The following is an 18,668-nucleotide window of genomic DNA, read 5'->3' on the forward strand; positions in this document are numbered from 1 at the left end:
GGGGCGCTCACGGAGCCTCCAAACGGGCCAGAGCCGCGGGCGGGGTCGCCGCACGGCGGTCGGGCGGGGTCCGCCGGCACCGGCGCGCCGCCGGAGTACCGGGCAACGCCGTCCCCGCGGCAAGGCCGGTTATCGCCGCGGAACCGGTCAGCCAGGCCATCGCCGCAACACCGGCGACGCGCGCCGCGGCTTCGGCGGCGGCACGGCCGAACAGCCGTTCCGGCGACGCCCCCGTCTCCAGCCAGAGCCGCAGCCGGTCGAACGACCACGCCGTGGCCCAACCCATGAGCGGGCGGACCAGGCGGTCGAGCGCACGGCCGCCGAAGCCGGGCGCGTAGTCGTAGCCGGTGAGGAAGCGGACGCCGCCGGCGGTGGGGATGTACCGCCAGTAGCCCCGGCCTTCGCGGATCGGCGAGAACCGGTGTGCGGACGCGAAGCGCAGCGACGACGCCCCCGTGCCGTCCGGCCGGCGGCGCTCCCCCGTCGTGGTGCCGCGGCCGTCGATCGTCACGCCGGGCCACACCCGGATGGCGTACCGGAAGGACTGGTGGCGGCAGCGCCCGGGCCCGCGTTCGGGGCCCAGTTCGGAGATGGCGGAGAACCGGAGGTCCCAGCGCTGGTGCACGCCGGGTTCCCGGGTGTGGTCCCACACGGCGTCGGGCGTCGCCCGGATGAAGGTCTCGATGTAGAGCGGCGGTGCGGACATGGCGGTCTGTTCCCCCCGAGAGACACGGGTTTGAGCGTTCGCTCAAACATGACGGTAGAGGTTTTTGAGCAGACGCTCAAGTCCGGAGTGCCGGAGGTCGCTGCGAGGGGTTTCGGGGTGGGAATCTTGACGCAAGCAAGGGCTTGTTACCTGTGATTGTCATACCGGGTAGGCGCGCGAAACTACGCGAAATTACTTCAGGGATTTATATAAATAGGTGTTACAGTCGCGCTCGTGGCGGCGCCGCGACCGCGGGCCACCTCCGACCGCGTGCCCCCAGGAGCCCCCGTGCCCGAACGTGTTCCGCCGACCGCGCCCCTCCCCCTCACGCCGACGCCGATCCACGTCCCCGATGCGGTGCTGGCCGACCTGCGCGCCCGCCTCGACCTCACCCGCTGGCCGGACGACGCCGGCAACGCCGACCGGTACTACGGCGTCGACCGGCCCACCCTGCAAGGACTCGTCGACTACTGGCGCGACACGTACGACTGGCGTGCCGCCGAGGCCGCGATCAACCGCTTCGCGCACTACCGCGTCGACATCGGCGGGGTACCGGTGCACTTCATGCACAAGCCCGGCGTCGGCCCGAATCCGGTGCCGTTGATCCTGTCGCACGGCTGGCCGTGGACGTTCTGGCACTGGGCGAAGGTCGTGGACGCGCTCGCGGACCCGGCCGCGCACGGCGGCGACCCGGCCGACGCCTTCGACGTCGTCGTGCCGTCACTGCCGGGCTTCGGCTTCTCCGCACCGCTGCCGGCGCACCCCGACATGAACTTCTGGAAGATCGCCGAGGTCTGGCACACCCTCATGACGGACGTGCTCGGCCACGCGAAGTACGCCGCGGGCGGCTGCGACGTCGGCGCCCTGGTCACCGGCCAGCTCGGCCACAAATACGCGGACGTGCTCTACGGCATCCACATCGGCTCCGGGCAACGGCTCGACTTCTTCAACGGCGACCGCGGCTGGGACCTGTCCGGCGGACGGCCGATCCCCGAGGGCCTGCCCGACACGATCCACCGCCAAGTCGTCGCCACCGAGAAGCGGTTCGCCGTGCACTTGGCCGCGCACACCCTGGCTCCGAGCACGCTCGCGTACGGGCTCGCCGACTCCCCCGCGGGCATGCTCGCCTGGCTGCTCGACCGGTGGACGAACTGGAGCGACTGCCGCGGCGACATCGAAAACGTCTTCACGAAAGACGAGTTGCTGACGCACGCCACCATCTACTGGGCGACCGGCACCATCGGCAGTTCGATACGCACGTACGCGAACAACAACCGGTATCCCTGGACACCGTCGCACGACCGGCAGCCCGCCGTCGAAGCGCCGACCGGCCTCACGTTCGTCGCGTACGAGAACCCGCCGGGCGTCACCACCGGCGGACGGGTCGACAGCTGGCTCGCCACCGACCGCGCGGCCTGGTACCGGCACACCAATCTCACCGCGCACGACCGCGGCGGCCACTTCATCCCGTGGGAGGTCCCCGACCTGTGGGTCGACGACCTGCGCCGCACCTTCCGGCCGCTCCGGCCGTCGTGAGCGGGCGGCGCCGGTCAGCTGCCGGACATGCCGTACACGCGCTCGATCGGCAGACGGACCACCAGGCGCCGTTCGTCGACCATCGCCCGCCGGAACTCGTCCCAGTCGGGATGCTCGCCGCGCACCGCGCGGTAGAGGCCGACGAGTTCCTCGACGGTCGGGTCGCCGGGGTCGGCGGCGACCGGGGTGAGGTCGGCGGTGCCTTCGGCGACCGCGTAGGCCCACATGTCGTTCGTGGTCACGTGGAAGCTCGCGCGCGGGTCGCGGCGGAGGTTACGGGTCTTGGCGCGGTCGTCGGTCACCGAGATGCGGAGCACGCCGAGGTCCGCGTTGGTGGCGTACTCGTAGGCCACGTTGGAGAGTTGGGGGCGTCCGTCGCGCTTGAGCGTGACCAGGACACCGCGCTTGTGCCGGCGGAAAAGGTCGAGAAGTGCGGAGTCGTCTGCCATGCGGCAATAGTGCCACCGCACGGGGGCACGGCGAGGGCTCCGCGCCGGGCGCGGCGGGTGAACCGCCGAGGCCCGGCCCGGGGCCCCGCCGTACGGGCCTGCCGTGTCTGCTGGGCCGACCGTGCCTGCCGGGCCTGGTCTAGAAGTCCTCGTCGAACGCCACGGTCCCGGTGACCGCGACCTGGTACGCCGAGACGCGCCGTTCGAAGAAGTTCGACAGCTCCTGCACGTCCTGGAGCTCCATGAACGCGAACGGGTTCGCCGAGCCGTAGACCGGCGGCATGCCGAGCTGGGCGAGGCGCCGGTCGGCGACGTGCTCCAGGTAGGTGCGCATGTCGGCGACCGTCATCCCGGCCACTCCCCCGCCGAGCAGGTCTTCCGCGAACGCGGTCTCCGCGTCGACGGCTTCGGCGAGCATCCGGCGGACGTCGGCGGCGAGGTCCTCGTCGAACAGGCCGGGTTCTTCGGCGCGGACGGTTTCCACGACCTGGAAGGCGAAGTCCATGTGCGCGGACTCGTCGCGGAAGACCCAGTTGGTGCCGGAGGCGAGCCCGTTGAGGAGGCCGCGGGAGCGCAGGAAGTAGACGTACGCGAAGGCGCCGTAGAAGAAGAGGCCTTCGATGCACGCGGCGAAGCAGATGAGGTTGAGCAGGAACTGCCGGCGCTCGTCGCGGGTGGTGAGCTGTTCGAGGCCCATCGCTGAGTCGATCCGGCGGAAGCAGAACTCCGCCTTCCGGCGGATCGACGGGATGTGCTCGACGGCGGCGAACGCCTTCGCGCGCTCGTCCGGGTCGGGCAGGTACGTGTCCAGCAGGGTCAGGTAGAACTGGACGTGGACGGCTTCCTCGAACAGCTGCCGCGACAGGTACAGGCGCGCCTCGGGCGCGTTGATGTGCCGGTACAGGTTGAGCACGAGGTTGTTGGCGACGATCGTGTCGCCGGTGGCGAAGAACGCGACGAGCCGCTGCACGAGGTGGCGTTCCGCGGGGCCGAGCCGGTCGAGGTCGGGCAGGTCGGAGTGCAGGTCGACTTCTTCGACGGTCCACGTGTTGCGGATCGCGGCCCGGTACTTCTCGTAGAAGTCGGGGTAGCGCATCGGCCGCAGGGTGAGGTTCATCCCCGGGTCGAGGAGCTTGGGGGCCGCCGTAACGGGCGCGGTCGGGGTCACTGGCAGGCCTCGCAGGCTTCGGGGTTTTCCAGGGAGCAGGCGATGACGGCTTCGTCGGCGAGCGGCACGGCGGCCGGGGTCGGGGTCGGGGCCGCGGCGCCGCCGGCGGCCGGCACGGTCGCCTGCTGGATCCGCGTCGCGGGACGGGACCGCAAGTAGTAGGTCGTCTTGAGCCCGGTCGACCAGGCGTACCGGTACATCGACGACAGCTTGCCGATGGTCGGGTCGGCCATGAACAGGTTGAGCGACTGGGACTGGTCGATGTAGGGCGAGCGGGCCGCGGCCAGGTCGATGAGCGCGCGCTGCGGGAGTTCCCACGCGGTGCGGTACAGAGCGCGGATGTCGTCCGGGAGTTCGGTGATGTCCTGGACGGAGCCTTCGGCGCGCTTGATGCGGTCGCGGATCGCGGCGGTCCACAGGCCGCGGGCCTTGAGTTCGCGGACCAGGTACGTGTTGATCTGGAGGAACTCGCCGGACAGGGTCTCGCGCTTGAACAGGTTGGAGACCTGCGGCTCGATGCACTCGTACGCGCCGGCGATCGACGCGATCGTGGCGGTCGGGGCGACGGCGACGAGGAGCGAGTTGCGCAGGCCGTGGGCGGCGACGCGGGTGCGCAGCGCGGCCCAGCGGGCGGTCTGCGCCGGGGTGGCGCCGTCCCACAGGTCGGGCTGGAGGCGGCCGCGGGCGGCGTGCGTCTCGGCGAACGCCGGGTGGGGGCCTGCCGCGGCGGCGAGGTCGCAGGAGGTTTCCAGCGCGGTCAGGTAGATCTCCTCGGCGATGCGCGTGGAGATTTCCCGGGCTTCGGCGGAGTCGAAGGGCAGGCCGAGGCGGAAGAAGACGTCCTGGAGGCCCATGACGCCGAGGCCGACGGGGCGCCAGCGCGGGTTGGACGCGGCGGCCTGCCCGGTCGGGTAGTAGTTGATGTCGATGACGCGGTCGAGGAAGGTGACCGCGGTGCGGACGGTGGCGCGGAGCTTGTCCCAGTCCAGGCCGCCGTCGGCGACGTGCGCGCCGAGCTGGACGGAGCCGAGGTTGCAGACGGCGGTTTCGCCGTCGCTGGTCACCTCGAGGATCTCCGTGCAGAGATTCGACAGGTGGACGACGTTGCCGGGTTCGGCGGCCTGGTTGCAGGTGCGGTTGGCGGCGTCCTTGAAGGTCATCCAGCCGTTGCCGGTCTGCGCGAGGGTGCGCATCATGCGGGCGTACAGCTCGCGGGCCGGGAGTTGGCGGACGTAGCGGCCGTCGCGTTCGGCCCGTTCGTAGACGGCGTCGAAGGCCGGGCCCCACAGGTCGGGGAGTTCGGGCAGCTCGTCCGGGTCGAAGAGCGACCAGACGCCGTCTTCCTCGACGCGGCGCATGAACAGATCGGGGATCCAGTTGGCCAGGTTGAGGTTGTGGGTGCGGCGGGCTTCCTCGCCGGTGTTGTCCCGGAGTTCGAGGAACTCCAGGACGTCGGGGTGCCACGGTTCGAGGTAGACGCACGCGGCGCCCTTGCGACGGCCGCCCTGGTTGACCGCCTGGACGGACGCATCGAGGGTGTTGAGCCACGGGACGATGCCGTTGGAGTGGCCGTTGGTGCCGCGGATGAGCGCGCCGCGGGAGCGGACGCGGGTCCAGGCGACGCCGATGCCGCCGGCGAATTTCGACAGGCGGGCGATGCGGCCATACATGTCGTAGATGGATTCGAGGTTGTCCTGCGGGGAGTCGAGCAGGTAGCAGGACGACATCTGGGTGTGCCGGGTGCCGGAGTTGAACAGCGTCGGCGAGCTGGGCAGGTAGGCCAGCGACGACATGAGGCGGTAGAACGCGATCGCTTCGTCGGCGGTGCGCGAGAGGCCGCAGGCGACGCGCAGGAGGAAGTGCTGCGGGGTCTCCACGACCGTGCGCTGCGCGGGGTGGCGCAGCAGGTAGCGGTCGTAGACGGTGCGCAGGCCGAAGTACTCGAAGCGGCGGTCGGCGCCCTCGGCGTGGGCAGCGTCGACGGCGGCGTCGAGGGCGGCGGCGTTCGCGGCGACGAAGTCGGCGGTGGTGTCGCCGATGAGGCCTTCGCGGTGGCCGAGGACGATGCCTTCGCTGAAGGCGGTGATGCCGTGCGCGGCGGTTTCGGCCGCGATGGTGCGGGCCAGGAGGCGCGCGGCGAGACGCGAGTACTCGGGTTCCTCGGCGATGAGTTCGGCGGCGGTGCGGACCGCGAGGGCGTCGAGGTCGGCGGCGGTGCCGCCCGCGTGGAGGCCGGCGAGGGCCCGGTCGGCGACCCGGGCGGGGTCGGTGTCGGGCAGGTCGGCCGCGAGGGCGCGGACGGCGGCGTGCAGCGCGTCGGCGTTGGGCGCGGCGTCGGGTGCGGCGTCGGGTGCGGTGTCGGTCTGCGGACCGGGGTTGTGCGGCGTGCCGGTTTCGGCCGGGCGAGTCTGGGCGCGCGGAATCGCGCTGTCCATGACGGTCACGGGGCTCTCTCCTCGCGAGCTTGAACGTGCGGTGACCACCGTGCGCGCTCGCGGACAGTGCGGCGCGTACGGGCGGCTGGCAGGTCTTCGGACTTGCGGGCATGCCGGACTGCGGCACACGGAGGTGTGCCGGGGTACGGAGGTCCTAGTGGCCGTCGCTTCCCCCGGGCGCGGGCCCGGAGTGCTTGGTGACGGCGGTCGTTCCCGCTCACCGCTGCGGGGGCAGTCCCGGTTTCGCACCGGGTTCCCTCTTCCCAAGGCGCAAATGCCACCTGACGGGGCATCAGTTCCTTTTCGCCGCCCGCTCCGACTGCTTGGAGCGGGCGAACCAGCTGCGAGCAGGAGCATATATGTAGTGGGTGAGGGCGCGCGCGACCCCTAGTGGTTGTGTCCGGCGTGTCGCGAAGGTCGGCCTCCCGGGAAGGGTCTTCCGCCCGGGACTACTCCCGGGTATGTTACCCGGGGTAACACCCGATGCTCTTCCCTTTCCGCGCCTCACTTTCGTCCCTCACAGCCCGACCCCCGGGAAGGCGGTCCCGCATGGCGACCCCGCTCACGGATGCGCCGGCCGGCACGACCGGCGCCGACATCGACGGCTACCGCGCCGTCCAGCGCCTCGCGTACGACTGCGCCGAAGCGGTCGCGGCCGAACTGCGCCCGGGCACCACCGAGCGCGAGGCCGCGGCGATGATGCGCCGGTGGCTCGCCGACCGCGGCGTCCGCGACTGGCTGCACCTGCCGTTCGCCTGGTTCGGCGACCGCACCGCGTTCACCGGCTTCAAGGTGCCGCTGCAGTTCTTCCCCACGAATCTGCGGCTCACCGAAGGCATGCCGTTCATCCTCGACGCCGCACCCGTCCACAACGGCTACACCGCCGACATCGGGTACGCCAGTTCCCTCGGCCCCAACCCGGTCGTCGACCGGCTCCTCGACGACCTGGCCACCCACCGCGCCTTCATCGTCGAGGCCGTCCGCGCCGGCCGCACCCTGCGCCAGATCTACCTCGATGTCGACGCCCTGATGGCCCGCCAGGGCTACGAGAACCGGCACCGCGCCTACCCGTTCGGCGTCATCGCGCACCGCGTCGGCAAGGTCGCCGACGCCCGGCTGCGCCCGCACGCCTTCGGCTTCGGGCAGAACGCCTTGCGCGGCCTGCTCAAGGACGGCATCCGCGGCCACCGCGAAGGCTGGTCGCCGCTGTGGAACCCGCGCAAAAGCTCCGGCCATCCGGCGACACCCGGCCTCTGGGCGGTCGAACCACACCTCGGATTCCGCGGCGTCGGCGCCAAGTTCGAGGAACTGCTGGTGGTGACCGAGGACGGCGACGCGTACTGGCTCGACGACGACCTCCCGCACGTGCACCGCTGGGCCGACCGCGGCCTGTACGGCGCCGAACTCACCGGCACCGGGGCCGGATTCCCGGCTCCCGCCGACACCGCCGCCGACCTGTCCGCCGTCACCGAGGAGGCCGCCGCGTGAGCACGCTGCACGACCTGCCCGGAGCCCGCCGCTTCGACGTCGAAACCCCCGACGGGGTCCGCCTGGCCGCCGTGGAGGCCGGCCGCGCCGACGGCCCCACCGTCGTCCTGGTGCACGGCTACCCGGACACCAAGGAGATCTGGGGCGACGTCGCCGCCCGCCTCGCCGACCGGTTCCGCATCGTCGCGTACGACGTGCGCGGCGCGGGCGAATCCAGCCGTCCCGACGCCACCTCCGCCTACGTCCTCCAGCGGCTTGCCGACGACTTCGAAGACGTCCTGGACGCGGTCGCCCCCGAAGGCACCGTCCACCTCGTCGGACACGACTGGGGCTCCGTGCAGGCCTGGGAGTTCGTGACCACGCCGCGCATCGCCGGACGCATCGCGTCGTTCACCACGATCTCCGGGCCGAGCCTCGACCACCTGGCCCTGGTCACCCGCGAGGGCCTGGCCAAGCCGACACCGAAGCGACTGTCGCGCAACCTCGAGCAGATGTTCCGCTCCTGGTACGTGTACGCCCTGCACGTCCCCGTCGCCCCCGAACTCGCCTGGCGCGGCATCCTCGGCAAGCACTGGCCCGCGATGATGCGCCGCAACGAGAAGACCCTCGGCGCGCCCGAACCGTCGCTGCCCGAGGACGCCGCATTCGGCGCCAAGCTGTACCGCGCGAACGTGCGCCACCGCATGGCCGCCCCGCGCCGCGACGCCACGACGGACATCCCGGTGCAGCTCGTGGTGCCGGACCGCGACAAGTTCCTCGCCAAGCGCCTCTACGACGAACTCGACCGCTTCGCCCCCAACCTGACGCGCCGCCAGGTCTCCGGCGGGCACTGGGTCCCGCGCACCCGCCCCGACCTGCTCGCCCGGTGGATCGCCGAGTTCGTCGACCGCGTCGACGGCGACCCGGCCGGCCGCGGCGCGGCGCCGCTGCCCGCGACGGTCGCGGTCGCCAAGGGCCGCCGGGCGCGCCGCGCCGCCGCGTACCGCAGCCGGTTCGCCGGCCAGCTCGCCGTCGTGACGGGCGCGGGCAGCGGCATCGGCCGGGCGACCGCGCTGTCGCTTGCCGAAGCCGGCGCGCGGCTGGTGCTGGTGGACCGCGACGCCGCCACCGCCGGACGCACCGCGGACCTGTGCGAGGTGCTCGGCGCCGCCGGGGCGCACCCGGAGGCGGTCGACGTGTCCGACGCCGACGCGATGGCGCAGTTGGCGGAGAAGGTGCGGGCCGTGCACGGGGTGCCGGACCTGGTGGTGAACAACGCCGGTATCGGCATTGCGGGGTCGTTCCTGGACACCACGCCCGAGGAATGGAAGCGCACGCTCGATGTGAACCTGTGGGGCGTGATCCACGGGTGCCGGCTGTTCGGCGCGATGATGGCCGAGCGCGGGCAGGGCGGGCACATCGTGAACACCGCGTCCGCGGCGGCCTTCCAGCCGTCGAAGTCGCTTCCGGCGTACTCGACGTCGAAGGCCGCGGTGCTGATGCTGAGCGAGTGCCTGCGCGCCGAGTTCGCGGCTTACGGCATCGGTGTGACGGCGATCTGCCCGGGGTTCGTGGCGACCGGGATCACCGGGGCGACCCGGTTCGCGGGGACGAGCGCGGAGCAGGAGCGCTCGCTGCGGGAGAAGACCACGAAGGCGTACCAGCGGCGCGGCTATCCGCCGGAGAAGGTCGCCGACGCGATCCTGCGCGCGGTCGCGGAGAACACCGCGGTGCAGCCGGTAACGCCGGAAGCGCATGCGGCGCGTGCCGCGTCCCGGTTCACGCCGCGCGTGCTGCGGGCGCTGGCGCGGGTGGACTTGCCGAAGTGACGTGCCGCCGATCGGGCTTGTGGAGGTTTGCGTAATGAGCACATCGCTGGGCTTGCCGGCATCCGGATCCGCGTCCGCGTCCGATACGCCGATCCGGCCGCGCCGGGTGGCCTTCGACTGGGCGGACACACCCGTCCACTGGATCCCGGGGGACGCGCCGACGACACACCTGATCAACGTCCTGCATCTGCTGCTGCCCGCCGGGGAGAAGTGGTTCGTGCAGGTCTACAAGGAAGCCCTGCCGTTCATCACGGACGAGAAACTGCGCGAGGACGTGCGCGGGTTCATGGGGCAGGAGTCGGTGCACTCCTACTCGCATGCGGCGGTGCTGGACCACCTGCGGGCGCAGGGCATCGAGACGCGCGGGTACACGCGGCGGCTGGAGTGGTTCTTCTTCGACTTCCTGGGCGACAAGCCGTACATGCCGATGCCCAAGCACGAGTGGCTGCGGGTGCGGCTGTCGATCATCGCCGCGATCGAGCACTTCACCGCGCTGCTCGGCAAGTGGGTGCTGGAGGCCGAGGCCTTGGACGCGGTCGGCGCGGACCCGATGATGCTCGACCTGCTGCGCTGGCACGGTGCGGAGGAGGTCGAGCACCGCTCGGTGGCGTTCGACCTGTACCAGCACCTCGGCGGGCCGATGCGGTACGCGCGGCGGGTGGAGGCCATGGCGTTCACGGCGCCGATCCTGCTGGGGCTGTGGCAGATCGGCGCGAGCTACCTGATGCGCAACGACCCGACGATCCCGGACACCCGCTACCGGCTGCGGGACATGGCGCGGGCGTCGGCGGAGGGCGTGGCGCCGAGCTACTGGATGCTGGTGAAGGCCATTCCGCGGTATCTCGTGCCGTCGTACCACCCGGAGGGCGAGGCGTCGACGCAGGCGGCGATCGACTACCTGGCGACCTCGCCTGCCGCGCTGGAGGCGGAACGGCGCGCGGCGGAGCGCCGGGGCCGGTTGAGCGCTTAGTGCACGGTCAGTCGGTGGGCTCCGGTGCGCGGCCGCTCCAGGGCTTGCGGAGCGGGTAGCGGGCCATGCCGACCGATGCGGGGGCGGTTTCGGTGAACCCGTACTTCTCGTACAGGTACTTCGCGTCGCCGTCGGCGATCAGCGAGACGTAAGCCGCGTCGGGGGCGCGGCGGTCGATTTCCTCGCTGAGTGCTTCCATGATGCGTTTGCCCAAGCCGAGGCCTTGGTGCCGGGGCAGCACGCAGATGTCGGTGACCACGAAGAAGCAGCCGTCGTCACCGACGAGGCGCCCCATGCCGACGGGTTCGCCGCGGTGGTAGAGCACGACGCCGTACAGCGTGTTCGGCAGTCCGCGCTCGGCGGCTTCGCGGGACATGCCGCTGAGGCCGCAGGCCGGGCGCAGCGCGAGGTACGTGTCGACGGAGGGCGTTTCGGAGCGGAGGTCGAAGGCGTCGGCCGGGTCTTCCGCCGGCGTCTCGCCGCGGGCGTCGGCGGGGAGGGGCGCGTCGGTCATTCGGCCGAGTGTAGGGCGGCGCGCCGACGTGCCCCCGGGGCGTATCCGCGGGTGACGGTGGTCACTCCTCCGGCGTGTTCGCGTTGCCGATCGGGCGCGGCACGGTGACCATGAGCCAGAGACAGCCGACCATTCGGGGCATCCCCGCCAATCGGCGCAAAGCTGCTGCCGGTCGCGGACGCGTTCCGGTGGACGGCCGGGTATCCGGACGGATGCCGGGCCGGGGCATTCGATCGGGCCAGGAGGACAGTGTGCGCGCGGTAGCCGTCGCAAAGCCTGCGGGCGAACCGGAACTCATGCGGTTGCCGGCGCCGGAGCCCGGTCCCGGCGAGGTGCTGGTGAAGGTGGTCGCGGCGGGGCTCAACCCGCTCGACTGGAAGCTCGCGGACGCGGCCGGGCGCGGCCAGGCCGAGGCGGTGTACCCGCTGATCTACGGCGTGGACTTCGCGGGCAAGGTGGCCGCGCTGGGACCGGGCGTGACGCGGTTCGCGGAAGGCGACGCGGTCTTCGGACAGCCGAAGCAGGGTGCGGTCGGCGCGTACGGCACGTATGCCGAGTACGTGATCGCGGCCGAGGACGGCGTGATCGCGCACGCCCCCGCCGCGCTGCCCCTGCCGCTGGCCGCGGCGCTGCCGACCGCGGGCCAGACGGCGCTGTCGCTGCTGGACGCGGGCGGGGTGGGCCCCGGGCAGACGCTGCTGCTGGTCGGCGCGGCGGGCGGCGTCGGCTCGTTCGTCACCCAGTTGGCGGCGGCGCGGGACGTCCGGGTCGTCGCGGTGACGCGCGGCGTCGGCGAAACCGAAATGGGCGCCCTCGGCGCGGCCGAGACCCTGGACGCGCAGGAGGGCCCGCCGACCGAGCAACTCCGCGAGGCGTTCCCGGACGGCGTCGAAGCCCTGATCGACCTGGCGTCGGGCGCGGAGCAGTTCGCCGAGTACGCGATGCTCGTCGCGGACGGCGGCGTGGCGATCAGCACCGTGCACAGTGCCGACCCGCAGTCGCTGGCCGCCCGGAGCGTGGAGGGCGTGAACTTCGTCGTCGCGCCGGACGCGGACCTGCTGGCCCGGTTGGCCGCGGAGGTGGACGCGGGTCGGGCGACGGTGCGCCTGGACGCGCAGGTCCCGCTGGCGGACGCCCCGGACGCGGTGGCCCGGAATCGGGCGGGCCGGGCTCGGGGGAAGACGGTCATTCTGGTCTGACGGGGTGGGATGGCGCCCGGCTCGCGGGCGCCGTCCACCCGAGCTCTCCCCGCTCCCTGCTGAAGTCTCCCCCCGCATTTGATATGACTCAGTCAAGGACTTTGGCGGCGTGTCGTCGGGATGGCGAGCGGCGGGGGCGGTGGGGCGGCGCCGGGTCGTGCTCGTCGTCCGTCCGTCGTCTTGCGGGGTGCTCATGTCCGAGGTGTCGTCGTCTGCGCAGTCCCCGGGTCCGGCGCCCGGCCCGTCCGCGGCCTCCGGCCCGGCACCCGCCTCGGGCAACCGCGCCGACTGGCAGCCGCTGCTCGACGACCTCACGCGCCGCCGTTCCGCTTCGCGGGCGATGGGCGGCCCGGCCAAGGTCGCGCGTTACTCCGCCGCCGGGCGGCTGCACGCCCGGGCGCGGGTCGACGCGCTCCTCGACCCCGGGTCGTTCACCGAGCTGGGCACTCTGGCCGGCGGTGCCGACGCCCCGTCCGACGCGTTCGTGGCCGGGTCGGGGCGGATCGACGGGCGGCCGGTCTTCGTCGGCGCGGAGGACTTCACCGTGCAGGGCGGGTCGATCGGTCCCGCGGCCGCCGCGAAGCGGGCGCGGCTGGCGCGGCTCGCGGGACAGGAGCGCGCGCCGCTGGTGATGCTCCTCGAAGGTGCCGGGCACCGGGCGACGAACGCGCTGCAAGGCCACACCGCGTCCCCCAACGACCTCCAGGCGCTCGCCGAACTCGCCGGTGTCGTCCCGACCGTCGCGGTGGTGACCGGCCCCTCGGCGGGCCACGGTGCGCTCACCGCGCCGCTGTCCGACTTCGTGGTCATGGTCGAAGGCGCCGGTGCGCTGTTCACCGCCGGTCCCCCGCTGGTCGCCGCGGCGATCGGCGAGCGGGTCGACAAGCTCACCCTCGGCGGCACCGACGTGCACTGCGTGGCCAGCGGGGTCGCGCACAACGCCGCGGCCGACGACCGGGCCGCGCTGCGGCTGGTGCGGCGCTACCTGTCGTACTTGCCGTCGAATGCGTGGCAGCACCCGCCGTTCGCGGGTGCCGGGCAAGGCAATGCCGACACCGGACCGCGCGACACCGACGCGGTCCTGGACCTGATCCCGCCGGACGCGCGGCGCCCCTACGACATGCACGCCGTGCTCGACACCGTGTTCGATGCGCGTTCGGTGCTGGAAATCCAGCCCGCGTACGGGGCTTCGGTGCTGACCGCGTTCGCCCGCCTGGGCGGCCACGCGGTGGCGGTCGTCGCCAACCAGCCCGCGGTGCGGGCCGGGACGATCGACGCGGACGCGGCGAGCAAGGCCGCGCGGTTCGTCGAAGTCTGCGGCGCGTTCCACCTTCCGGTGGTGTTCCTCGCCGACAACCCGGGCGTGCTCGCCGGGACGGTGTCCGAGCGCGCCGGGATTCTGCGCGCGTCGGCACGGCTGTTCGCGGCCCAGCACCGGCTGCAGGTACCGAAGTTGCATGTGACGCTGCGCAAAGCGTTCGGGTTCGGCAGTTCGGTGATGGCGATGAACCCGTTCGACGCGCAGACGATTTCGTATGCGCTTCCGGGCGTGACCCTCGGCGGGATTCCGGCTGCCGCGGGCGCCGCGACGGCCAAGCAGGACGCCGAGACGCGGGACCGGTTGGTGGCGAACGAGTCCTCGGGTCCGTGGCGTTCGGCGAATTCGCTGTCGTACGACGACGTGATCGACCCGCGCGAACTGCGCAACGCGCTGCTCGCCGGCCTCGACCGCGCCGCCGCCCGCACCGCCGAACCGCCGGCCCCTGTCACGCGTGTCGGCTACCTCCCCTGACCGGTGCTGACCGGTGCTGACCTGCGCGGTTGGTTGCCGCGACGCCGACACCTCGTCGGTATCGGCGTCGCGGGCCGGGGTGTCCACCCGTGAGCGGGACGGCTCCCACGGACGTCGGCGGGAACCTCCGCGGGCCCGGTAGCCTGCGGCCGTGAATGCACGTCGGGTGGGGATTGTGGTTGCGGCAAGCGTGTTGGCGGCGTCGGGAGGGGTGGCCTACTGGCAGGCGGATTCCGGCCACCCGCTCGAATCCGCGTCGGAACCTTCGGTGGTGCCCACACTGACGCCGAAGGCCATGCCGGTCCGCCCCGCGGGCGCGCCCTGCACGCTCCCAGCGGGCGCCGCGCACCGCGGCGCGAGTTCGGAGGAACCCGAGAACACCATGGCCGCGTTCACGCGCGCGGTCGCCGAGGGCGCCCCGGCCATCGAACTCGACGTCCAGTGGACACGTGACGGCATCCCCGTGATCATGCACGACGACACCGTCGACCGGACCACGCGCGGGCACGGCACCGTCGCCTCGATGACGGCGGCGGAGGTCGCCAAACTGGACGCCGGTCGAGGTCAGCACGTGCCGACGTTGGAAAGCGTCCTGGCGATGGCCGCCAAGGCGAAGACGCTGGTGCTGGTCGAGCTGAAGACGGTGCCGACGCCGGCACAAGTGCCGAAGCTGCTGGACGTGTTGCGGCGCTCGGGCGCTCCGGTGATCGTGCACTCGTTCCTGCGCAAGGCGCTGCAGACGCTGCACGCGGCGGACGCGTCCGTGCAGGCCGGCCTGACCACCGCGGACGACGTGACGCCCGCGGACGCCGCCGGATTCGGCCACTTCCTCAACATCCGCGCCGACCGGATCACGCCGGACAAGGTCCGGGCGTGGCAGGCGGCCGGCATGAAGGTGTACGCGTGGACCGTCGACGACCGCGACCGCTGGGCATCGCTCGCCGCGGCCGGCGTCGACGGGATCGTGACGAACAAGGTGGGGCCATACGTGGAGTGGCGGCGGGGGCAGTGCGCCGGTGATAAAGCGGGCGCTGCGCCGACGGGGTCAAGCGCTGTGCCGCGTTGACAGGGGCCGATGCGCGGTCGAGCGCTCCGGTGCGCCTTCTCATCTGACGGGCCATCGGGTACGCAAGTGCGCATGCGGAAGACGATCGTGGACGGGCTGTGCTTCGGCGAGGGCCCGCGCTGGCATGACGGCAGGCTGTGGTTCTCCGACTTGCTCGGCCACCAAGTGTGGTCGTCCGACGAGACGGGCTCCGATGCGGCGCCGGTTGCCGAGTACCCGGACGACCAGGTCTCCGGGCTGGGCTTCCTCCCCGACGGCGACGTCCTGGCCGTCGCGATGGCCGAGCGGCGGGTGCTGCGGCTGCACGACGGGGCGTGGTCGACGCACGCGGAACTCGACCGGCTGGGCCGCCACCACGTCAACGACATGGTGGTGCGCGCGGACGGCTTCGCGTACGTCGGGCAGATGGGCTACGACTTCCACAGCCACGGCTCCCGCCCCGAGCCGATGCCGCTGATCGGCGTAGCCCCGGACGGCACGGCCCGCGCGGTCGCCGACGACCTGCACTGCGCGAACGGCATGGCGTTGTCGCCCGACGGTTCGCTGCTGATCGTCGCGGAGAGCGCGGCTCGGCGGCTGACCGCGTTCGATGTCGCGCCCGACGGCTCACTGTCCGGCCGCCGCGTCTACGCGCCGCTCGGTGACGGCGACCACCCCGACGGGATCTGCCTCGACGCGGAAGGCGCGGTCTGGGTCGCGTGCCCCGTCGCGCGCCGCTTCGTCCGGGTCCGCGAAGGCGGCGGCGTCGCCGAGGCCGTCGAACTCGACGGCGAGCGACGCGCGATCGCCTGCGTCCTGGGCGGCGCCGACCGCCGCACGCTGTTCCTGGTCACCGCCGCCACGCTCGGCGACGCGGCCAAGTCCCGCGAACTCCGCGCGGGCCGAGTCGAAGCGGTGCGGGTGGACGTGGCCGGGGCGGGGAGGCCGTAGGAGCCGAACGGCGCTGCGGAGCGCCGGGGTGGCGGTACGTCCGCCGGTCGGCGCCTCACCCCGCCGCCAGCAGCACGGTCCCCGCCAGCGCCAGCCCCGCGCCCACCGCCTGCGCGCGCAGGAGCCGTTCCTTGAGGATTCCGCGCGCGGCGAGCGCCGTGACGACCGGGTAGAGCGAGGCCAACACCGCGGCCACCGTGACCGGCCCGGTCCGGGTGGACAACGCGTAGGTCCCGTTCGCGGCGGTGTCGACCAAGCCGACGACGGCGACGGCGGGAAGGGCGGACCACGCGAGGCCACGCCGGGACGGGCCTGCCCGGTCGGAGAAGTCCCCGGATATCGCCGCCGCGTCCGGCACCGTCCCCGTCGCCAGGGGTGCCGCCGTCCGCCGACGCCCTCGCCTCTCCCCCGCCACCAACACCACTCCCCCCACCGCCACGTTCACCGTGCGCTGCACCAGCAATGCCAGGAACAGCCCCGGGATCGTCACCGACGCCTCCGCGATCAGGGCGAACACCGTGCCGAAGCCGAGCGCCGCGCCCAGCGTCAGCAGAATCGTGGTCCGCTGCACCGGCGCTCCGCCGGTGCGGGGGCCGCCCGCGAGGGCAATGCCCACGATGGCGACGGCGATTCCGGCGTACTGGAGGGCTCCGGGGCGTTCGCCGTTGACCGCGAATCCGATGCCGACGGGGATCGCGACGCCGGCGGTCGCCAGCGGCGAGACCACGCCCATCGGTCCGCGGGCGAGCGCCGAGTAGAAGCACAGCAGTGCGAGCGGGCCGACGCAGCCGGCCGCGAAGGCGTACCAAAGCCGGTGTCCGGCTTCGGTGTACGCGCCGGTCGCCGCCACGACGACGGCGAGGACGAGGGCCGCGGCTCCTTGCGAGCAGACGACGACGCGGGCGGCGGGCATGCGTCGGGAGAGCAGGCCCGCACCGAAGTCGGCGAGTCCCCACAGTCCGCTGGTGAGCAGCGCGAGTGCGATCGTCATAGGTCCAGCCCTCGGTCCAGTACGGTGAACTGATCGGTGCACTGGACAGTAGTGCACTCCACTGGACCATGTCAGCCACAATATTGGACGGTGCCGTGCCCGACCTGGAGCTGGTCACGCAGTCGATCGCGCGCAACACGAAGCGGCTGCGCCAAGCGCGCGACTTCAGCCTCGACATGCTGGCGGCGCGGGCGGGCGTGAGCCGCGGCATGCTCATCCAGATCGAGCAGGCCCGCACGAACCCGAGCATCGGGACGCTGGTGCGGGTCGCCGACGCGCTCGGCGTCAGCATCGCGCAACTGCTGGACTATTCGGACACGCCCGCGGTGCGGATCACGCCCGCGGAGGAGTCCGTCGCGCTGTGGTCGACGGAGGCGGGCAGCGAAGGCCGGCTGCTGGGCGGCACCGAGGCGCCCGGCCCGCTGGAGTTGTGGAGCTGGCGGCTGATGCCGGGCGAAGGCCATGACTCGGAGCCGCATCCGCCGGGCACCGCGGAGCTGGTGCGGGTCGACGAGGGCGAGCTGACGCTGCTGCTGGACGGCCGCGCGTACACCGTCCCGACCGGCGCCACCGCGCACTTCGAGTCGCACGTCGCGCACGGGTACCACAACCGCGGCGGCACGCCGGTGCGGATCACCCTGGTGGTGTCGGTGCCGCCCGCGCAGTAGCGGCTCCACGGCGCCGAGCGCCTCCGCCTCCGACCGCACAAATTTCCGCGCCTCGACGCGTGCATTTATGGCACTGCGTGCCATAGCGTGGTCCCGGCCGACCCCGGCGGCCTTCCACGGCCGTCTCCGGATCTGCCGGTACGTCACCGCGTCGTCAAGGAGCAGCGATCATGAGTGTTTCCCCCGCGTCCGGCCGCACCGTTCTGGTCACCGGCGGCGGCTCCGGCATCGGCCGGGCGATGGCCGCCGCGTTCGCGGCCCAGGGCGACCGCGTGGTCGTGGCCGACCTGTCCGCGGAGACGGCCGGCAAGACGGTCGCCGAGATCGAGGCGGCGGGCGGCACCGCCACGGCCGTGCAGGTCGACGTCGCGGATGAGGCGTCGGTCGCGGCGATGGTCGAGACGGCCGTGAGCACGTACGGCGGTCTGAACGTGCTGTGCAACAACGCCGGCGTCCTCGACTCGATGGGCCTGCTGGAGGACATCTCGCTCGCCGAGTGGCAGCGCACCCTCGGGGTGAACCTGACCGGCGTGTTCCTGGTCGCGCGCGCCGCGCTGCCGCACCTGCTGACGAGCAAGGGCAGCATCATCAACACCGCGTCGGAGGCGGGCATACGCGGCGGTTGCGGCGGGCCGTCGTACACCGCGTCCAAGCACGGCGTGGTGGGTCTGACCCGGAGCATCGCGTACATGTACCGGGAGCAGGGTCTGCGCTGCAACGCGATCTGCCCCGGCGCGGTCAACACGAACATCGTGCAGGGGGCGATGAGCGAGGACGGCTTCGGCCGGCTGTCGGGCGTGCTGATGAACGCGGGCGCGATGGCCGAGCCGGAGCAGATGGCGTCGGTCGCGGTGTTCCTGGCGTCGGATGCCGCTTCGTACGTGAGCGGCGCGATCATGCCGGTCGACGGCGGCTGGTTCGCGGGCTGATCCGCGGCGGGCACGTGCG

16 protein-coding genes and 1 riboswitch are annotated in these 18,668 nt (G+C 72.5%); of the genes, 10 read left to right on the forward strand and 6 right to left on the reverse strand.

Annotated features, from left to right (window positions below; translation table 11 throughout):
- Positions 1-7: 7 nt before the first annotated feature.
- Complete coding sequence (locus ACPA54_RS05245; protein WP_423527246.1) at positions 8-706, reverse strand: SRPBCC family protein; 699 nt, start codon at positions 704-706, stop codon at positions 8-10.
- A 288-nt stretch (positions 707-994) separates the two neighbouring features.
- Here ACPA54_RS05245 and ACPA54_RS05250 point away from each other — a divergent pair, with 288 nt between their 5' ends.
- Positions 995-2,242, forward strand: coding sequence for an epoxide hydrolase family protein (locus tag ACPA54_RS05250; protein WP_423527248.1), 1,248 nt, complete (start codon positions 995-997; stop codon positions 2,240-2,242).
- Positions 2,243-2,256: 14 nt separating this feature from the next.
- Here the strand turns inward: ACPA54_RS05250 and ACPA54_RS05255 are convergent, their stop codons facing one another.
- From ACPA54_RS05255 to ACPA54_RS05265, 3 genes are all read right to left on the reverse strand, one after another.
- Positions 2,257-2,691, reverse strand: coding sequence for a PPOX class F420-dependent oxidoreductase (locus tag ACPA54_RS05255; RefSeq protein ID WP_423527251.1), 435 nt, complete (start codon positions 2,689-2,691; stop codon positions 2,257-2,259).
- 139 nt (positions 2,692-2,830) lie between these two features.
- Positions 2,831-3,808 carry a ribonucleotide-diphosphate reductase subunit beta gene (locus ACPA54_RS05260; protein ID WP_423527826.1) on the reverse strand — a complete coding sequence of 326 codons (978 nt, stop codon included), beginning with the start codon at positions 3,806-3,808 and terminating at the stop codon, positions 2,831-2,833.
- A 47-nt stretch (positions 3,809-3,855) separates the two neighbouring features.
- Positions 3,856-6,294, reverse strand: a complete 2,439-nt coding sequence (locus tag ACPA54_RS05265) for a ribonucleoside-diphosphate reductase subunit alpha (RefSeq protein WP_423527827.1) — start codon at positions 6,292-6,294, stop codon at positions 3,856-3,858.
- Between the two features lie 70 nt (positions 6,295-6,364).
- A riboswitch (cobalamin riboswitch) is annotated at positions 6,365-6,594 on the reverse strand.
- A 249-nt stretch (positions 6,595-6,843) separates the two neighbouring features.
- Between ACPA54_RS05265 and ACPA54_RS05270 the strand changes: the two genes are divergently transcribed.
- Genes ACPA54_RS05270 through ACPA54_RS05280 form a run of 3 tightly spaced genes read left to right on the forward strand, consistent with a single transcriptional unit; the run spans position 6,844 to position 10,560 of the window.
- A complete protein-coding gene (locus ACPA54_RS05270; protein WP_423527253.1) occupies positions 6,844-7,782 on the forward strand; it encodes a M24 family metallopeptidase in 939 nt (312 codons plus the stop codon).
- Positions 7,779-9,590 (forward strand): SDR family oxidoreductase, encoded by a 1,812-nt coding sequence (locus ACPA54_RS05275; protein ID WP_423527255.1) that lies wholly within the window; start codon positions 7,779-7,781, stop codon positions 9,588-9,590. Before ACPA54_RS05270 ends, ACPA54_RS05275 begins: the two co-directional genes overlap by 4 nt.
- A 34-nt stretch (positions 9,591-9,624) precedes the next feature.
- Positions 9,625-10,560 (forward strand): metal-dependent hydrolase, encoded by a 936-nt coding sequence (locus ACPA54_RS05280; protein WP_423527257.1) that lies wholly within the window; start codon positions 9,625-9,627, stop codon positions 10,558-10,560.
- A 7-nt stretch (positions 10,561-10,567) separates the two neighbouring features.
- Here the strand turns inward: ACPA54_RS05280 and ACPA54_RS05285 are convergent, their stop codons facing one another.
- Positions 10,568-11,074, reverse strand: a complete 507-nt coding sequence (locus ACPA54_RS05285; RefSeq protein WP_423527259.1) for a GNAT family N-acetyltransferase — start codon at positions 11,072-11,074, stop codon at positions 10,568-10,570.
- A gap of 251 nt (positions 11,075-11,325) precedes the next feature.
- On the opposite strand from ACPA54_RS05285, the gene ACPA54_RS05290 reads away from it, so the two are divergent.
- From ACPA54_RS05290 to ACPA54_RS05305, 4 genes are all read left to right on the forward strand, one after another.
- Positions 11,326-12,273, forward strand: coding sequence for an NADP-dependent oxidoreductase (locus tag ACPA54_RS05290; protein ID WP_423527262.1), 948 nt, complete (start codon positions 11,326-11,328; stop codon positions 12,271-12,273).
- Between the two features lie 193 nt (positions 12,274-12,466).
- Positions 12,467-14,065, forward strand: coding sequence for an acyl-CoA carboxylase subunit beta (locus ACPA54_RS05295; protein ID WP_423527264.1), 1,599 nt, complete (start codon positions 12,467-12,469; stop codon positions 14,063-14,065).
- Between the two features lie 151 nt (positions 14,066-14,216).
- Positions 14,217-15,131 (forward strand): glycerophosphodiester phosphodiesterase, encoded by a 915-nt coding sequence (locus ACPA54_RS05300; protein WP_423527266.1) that lies wholly within the window; start codon positions 14,217-14,219, stop codon positions 15,129-15,131.
- Positions 15,132-15,203: 72 nt separating this feature from the next.
- On the forward strand, positions 15,204-16,061 hold the full coding sequence (locus ACPA54_RS05305; protein WP_423527268.1) for an SMP-30/gluconolactonase/LRE family protein: 858 nt from the start codon (positions 15,204-15,206) through the stop codon (positions 16,059-16,061).
- A 55-nt stretch (positions 16,062-16,116) separates the two neighbouring features.
- Here ACPA54_RS05305 and ACPA54_RS05310 read toward each other — a convergent pair whose 3' ends face one another.
- A complete protein-coding gene (locus tag ACPA54_RS05310; protein WP_423527270.1) occupies positions 16,117-17,052 on the reverse strand; it encodes an EamA family transporter in 936 nt (311 codons plus the stop codon).
- 95 nt (positions 17,053-17,147) lie between these two features.
- Between ACPA54_RS05310 and ACPA54_RS05315 the strand changes: the two genes are divergently transcribed.
- Both ACPA54_RS05315 and ACPA54_RS05320 read left to right on the forward strand, forming a co-directional pair.
- Complete coding sequence (locus ACPA54_RS05315; protein ID WP_423527828.1) at positions 17,148-17,720, forward strand: helix-turn-helix domain-containing protein; 573 nt, start codon at positions 17,148-17,150, stop codon at positions 17,718-17,720.
- A 170-nt stretch (positions 17,721-17,890) separates the two neighbouring features.
- Positions 17,891-18,649: an SDR family NAD(P)-dependent oxidoreductase gene (locus ACPA54_RS05320; protein ID WP_423527272.1), complete on the forward strand. Its 759-nt coding sequence runs from the start codon at positions 17,891-17,893 to the stop codon at positions 18,647-18,649.
- Positions 18,650-18,668: the final 19 nt, after the last annotated feature.

Source organism: Uniformispora flossi (assembly GCF_049534875.1).
Taxonomy (GTDB): Bacteria; Actinomycetota; Actinomycetes; order Streptomycetales; family Streptomycetaceae; genus Yinghuangia; species Yinghuangia aomiensis.

What these genes read in the sequence shown, in the direction of transcription:
- ACPA54_RS05245 (WP_423527246.1), bottom strand. Translation starts at nt 706, where the DNA reads ATGTCCGCACCGCCGCTCTACATCGAGACCTTCATCCGGGCGACGCCC.
- ACPA54_RS05255 (WP_423527251.1), bottom strand. Translation starts at nt 2,691, where the DNA reads ATGGCAGACGACTCCGCACTTCTCGACCTTTTCCGCCGGCACAAGCGC.
- ACPA54_RS05260 (WP_423527826.1), bottom strand. Translation starts at nt 3,808, where the DNA reads ATGAACCTCACCCTGCGGCCGATGCGCTACCCCGACTTCTACGAGAAG.
- ACPA54_RS05265 (WP_423527827.1), bottom strand. Translation starts at nt 6,294, where the DNA reads ATGGACAGCGCGATTCCGCGCGCCCAGACTCGCCCGGCCGAAACCGGC.
- ACPA54_RS05270 (WP_423527253.1), top strand. Translation starts at nt 6,844, where the DNA reads ATGGCGACCCCGCTCACGGATGCGCCGGCCGGCACGACCGGCGCCGAC.
- ACPA54_RS05280 (WP_423527257.1), top strand. Translation starts at nt 9,625, where the DNA reads ATGAGCACATCGCTGGGCTTGCCGGCATCCGGATCCGCGTCCGCGTCC.
- ACPA54_RS05285 (WP_423527259.1), bottom strand. Translation starts at nt 11,074, where the DNA reads ATGACCGACGCGCCCCTCCCCGCCGACGCCCGCGGCGAGACGCCGGCG.
- ACPA54_RS05295 (WP_423527264.1), top strand. Translation starts at nt 12,467, where the DNA reads ATGTCCGAGGTGTCGTCGTCTGCGCAGTCCCCGGGTCCGGCGCCCGGC.
- ACPA54_RS05305 (WP_423527268.1), top strand. Translation starts at nt 15,204, where the DNA reads ATGCGGAAGACGATCGTGGACGGGCTGTGCTTCGGCGAGGGCCCGCGC.
- ACPA54_RS05310 (WP_423527270.1), bottom strand. Translation starts at nt 17,052, where the DNA reads ATGACGATCGCACTCGCGCTGCTCACCAGCGGACTGTGGGGACTCGCC.
- ACPA54_RS05320 (WP_423527272.1), top strand. Translation starts at nt 17,891, where the DNA reads ATGAGTGTTTCCCCCGCGTCCGGCCGCACCGTTCTGGTCACCGGCGGC.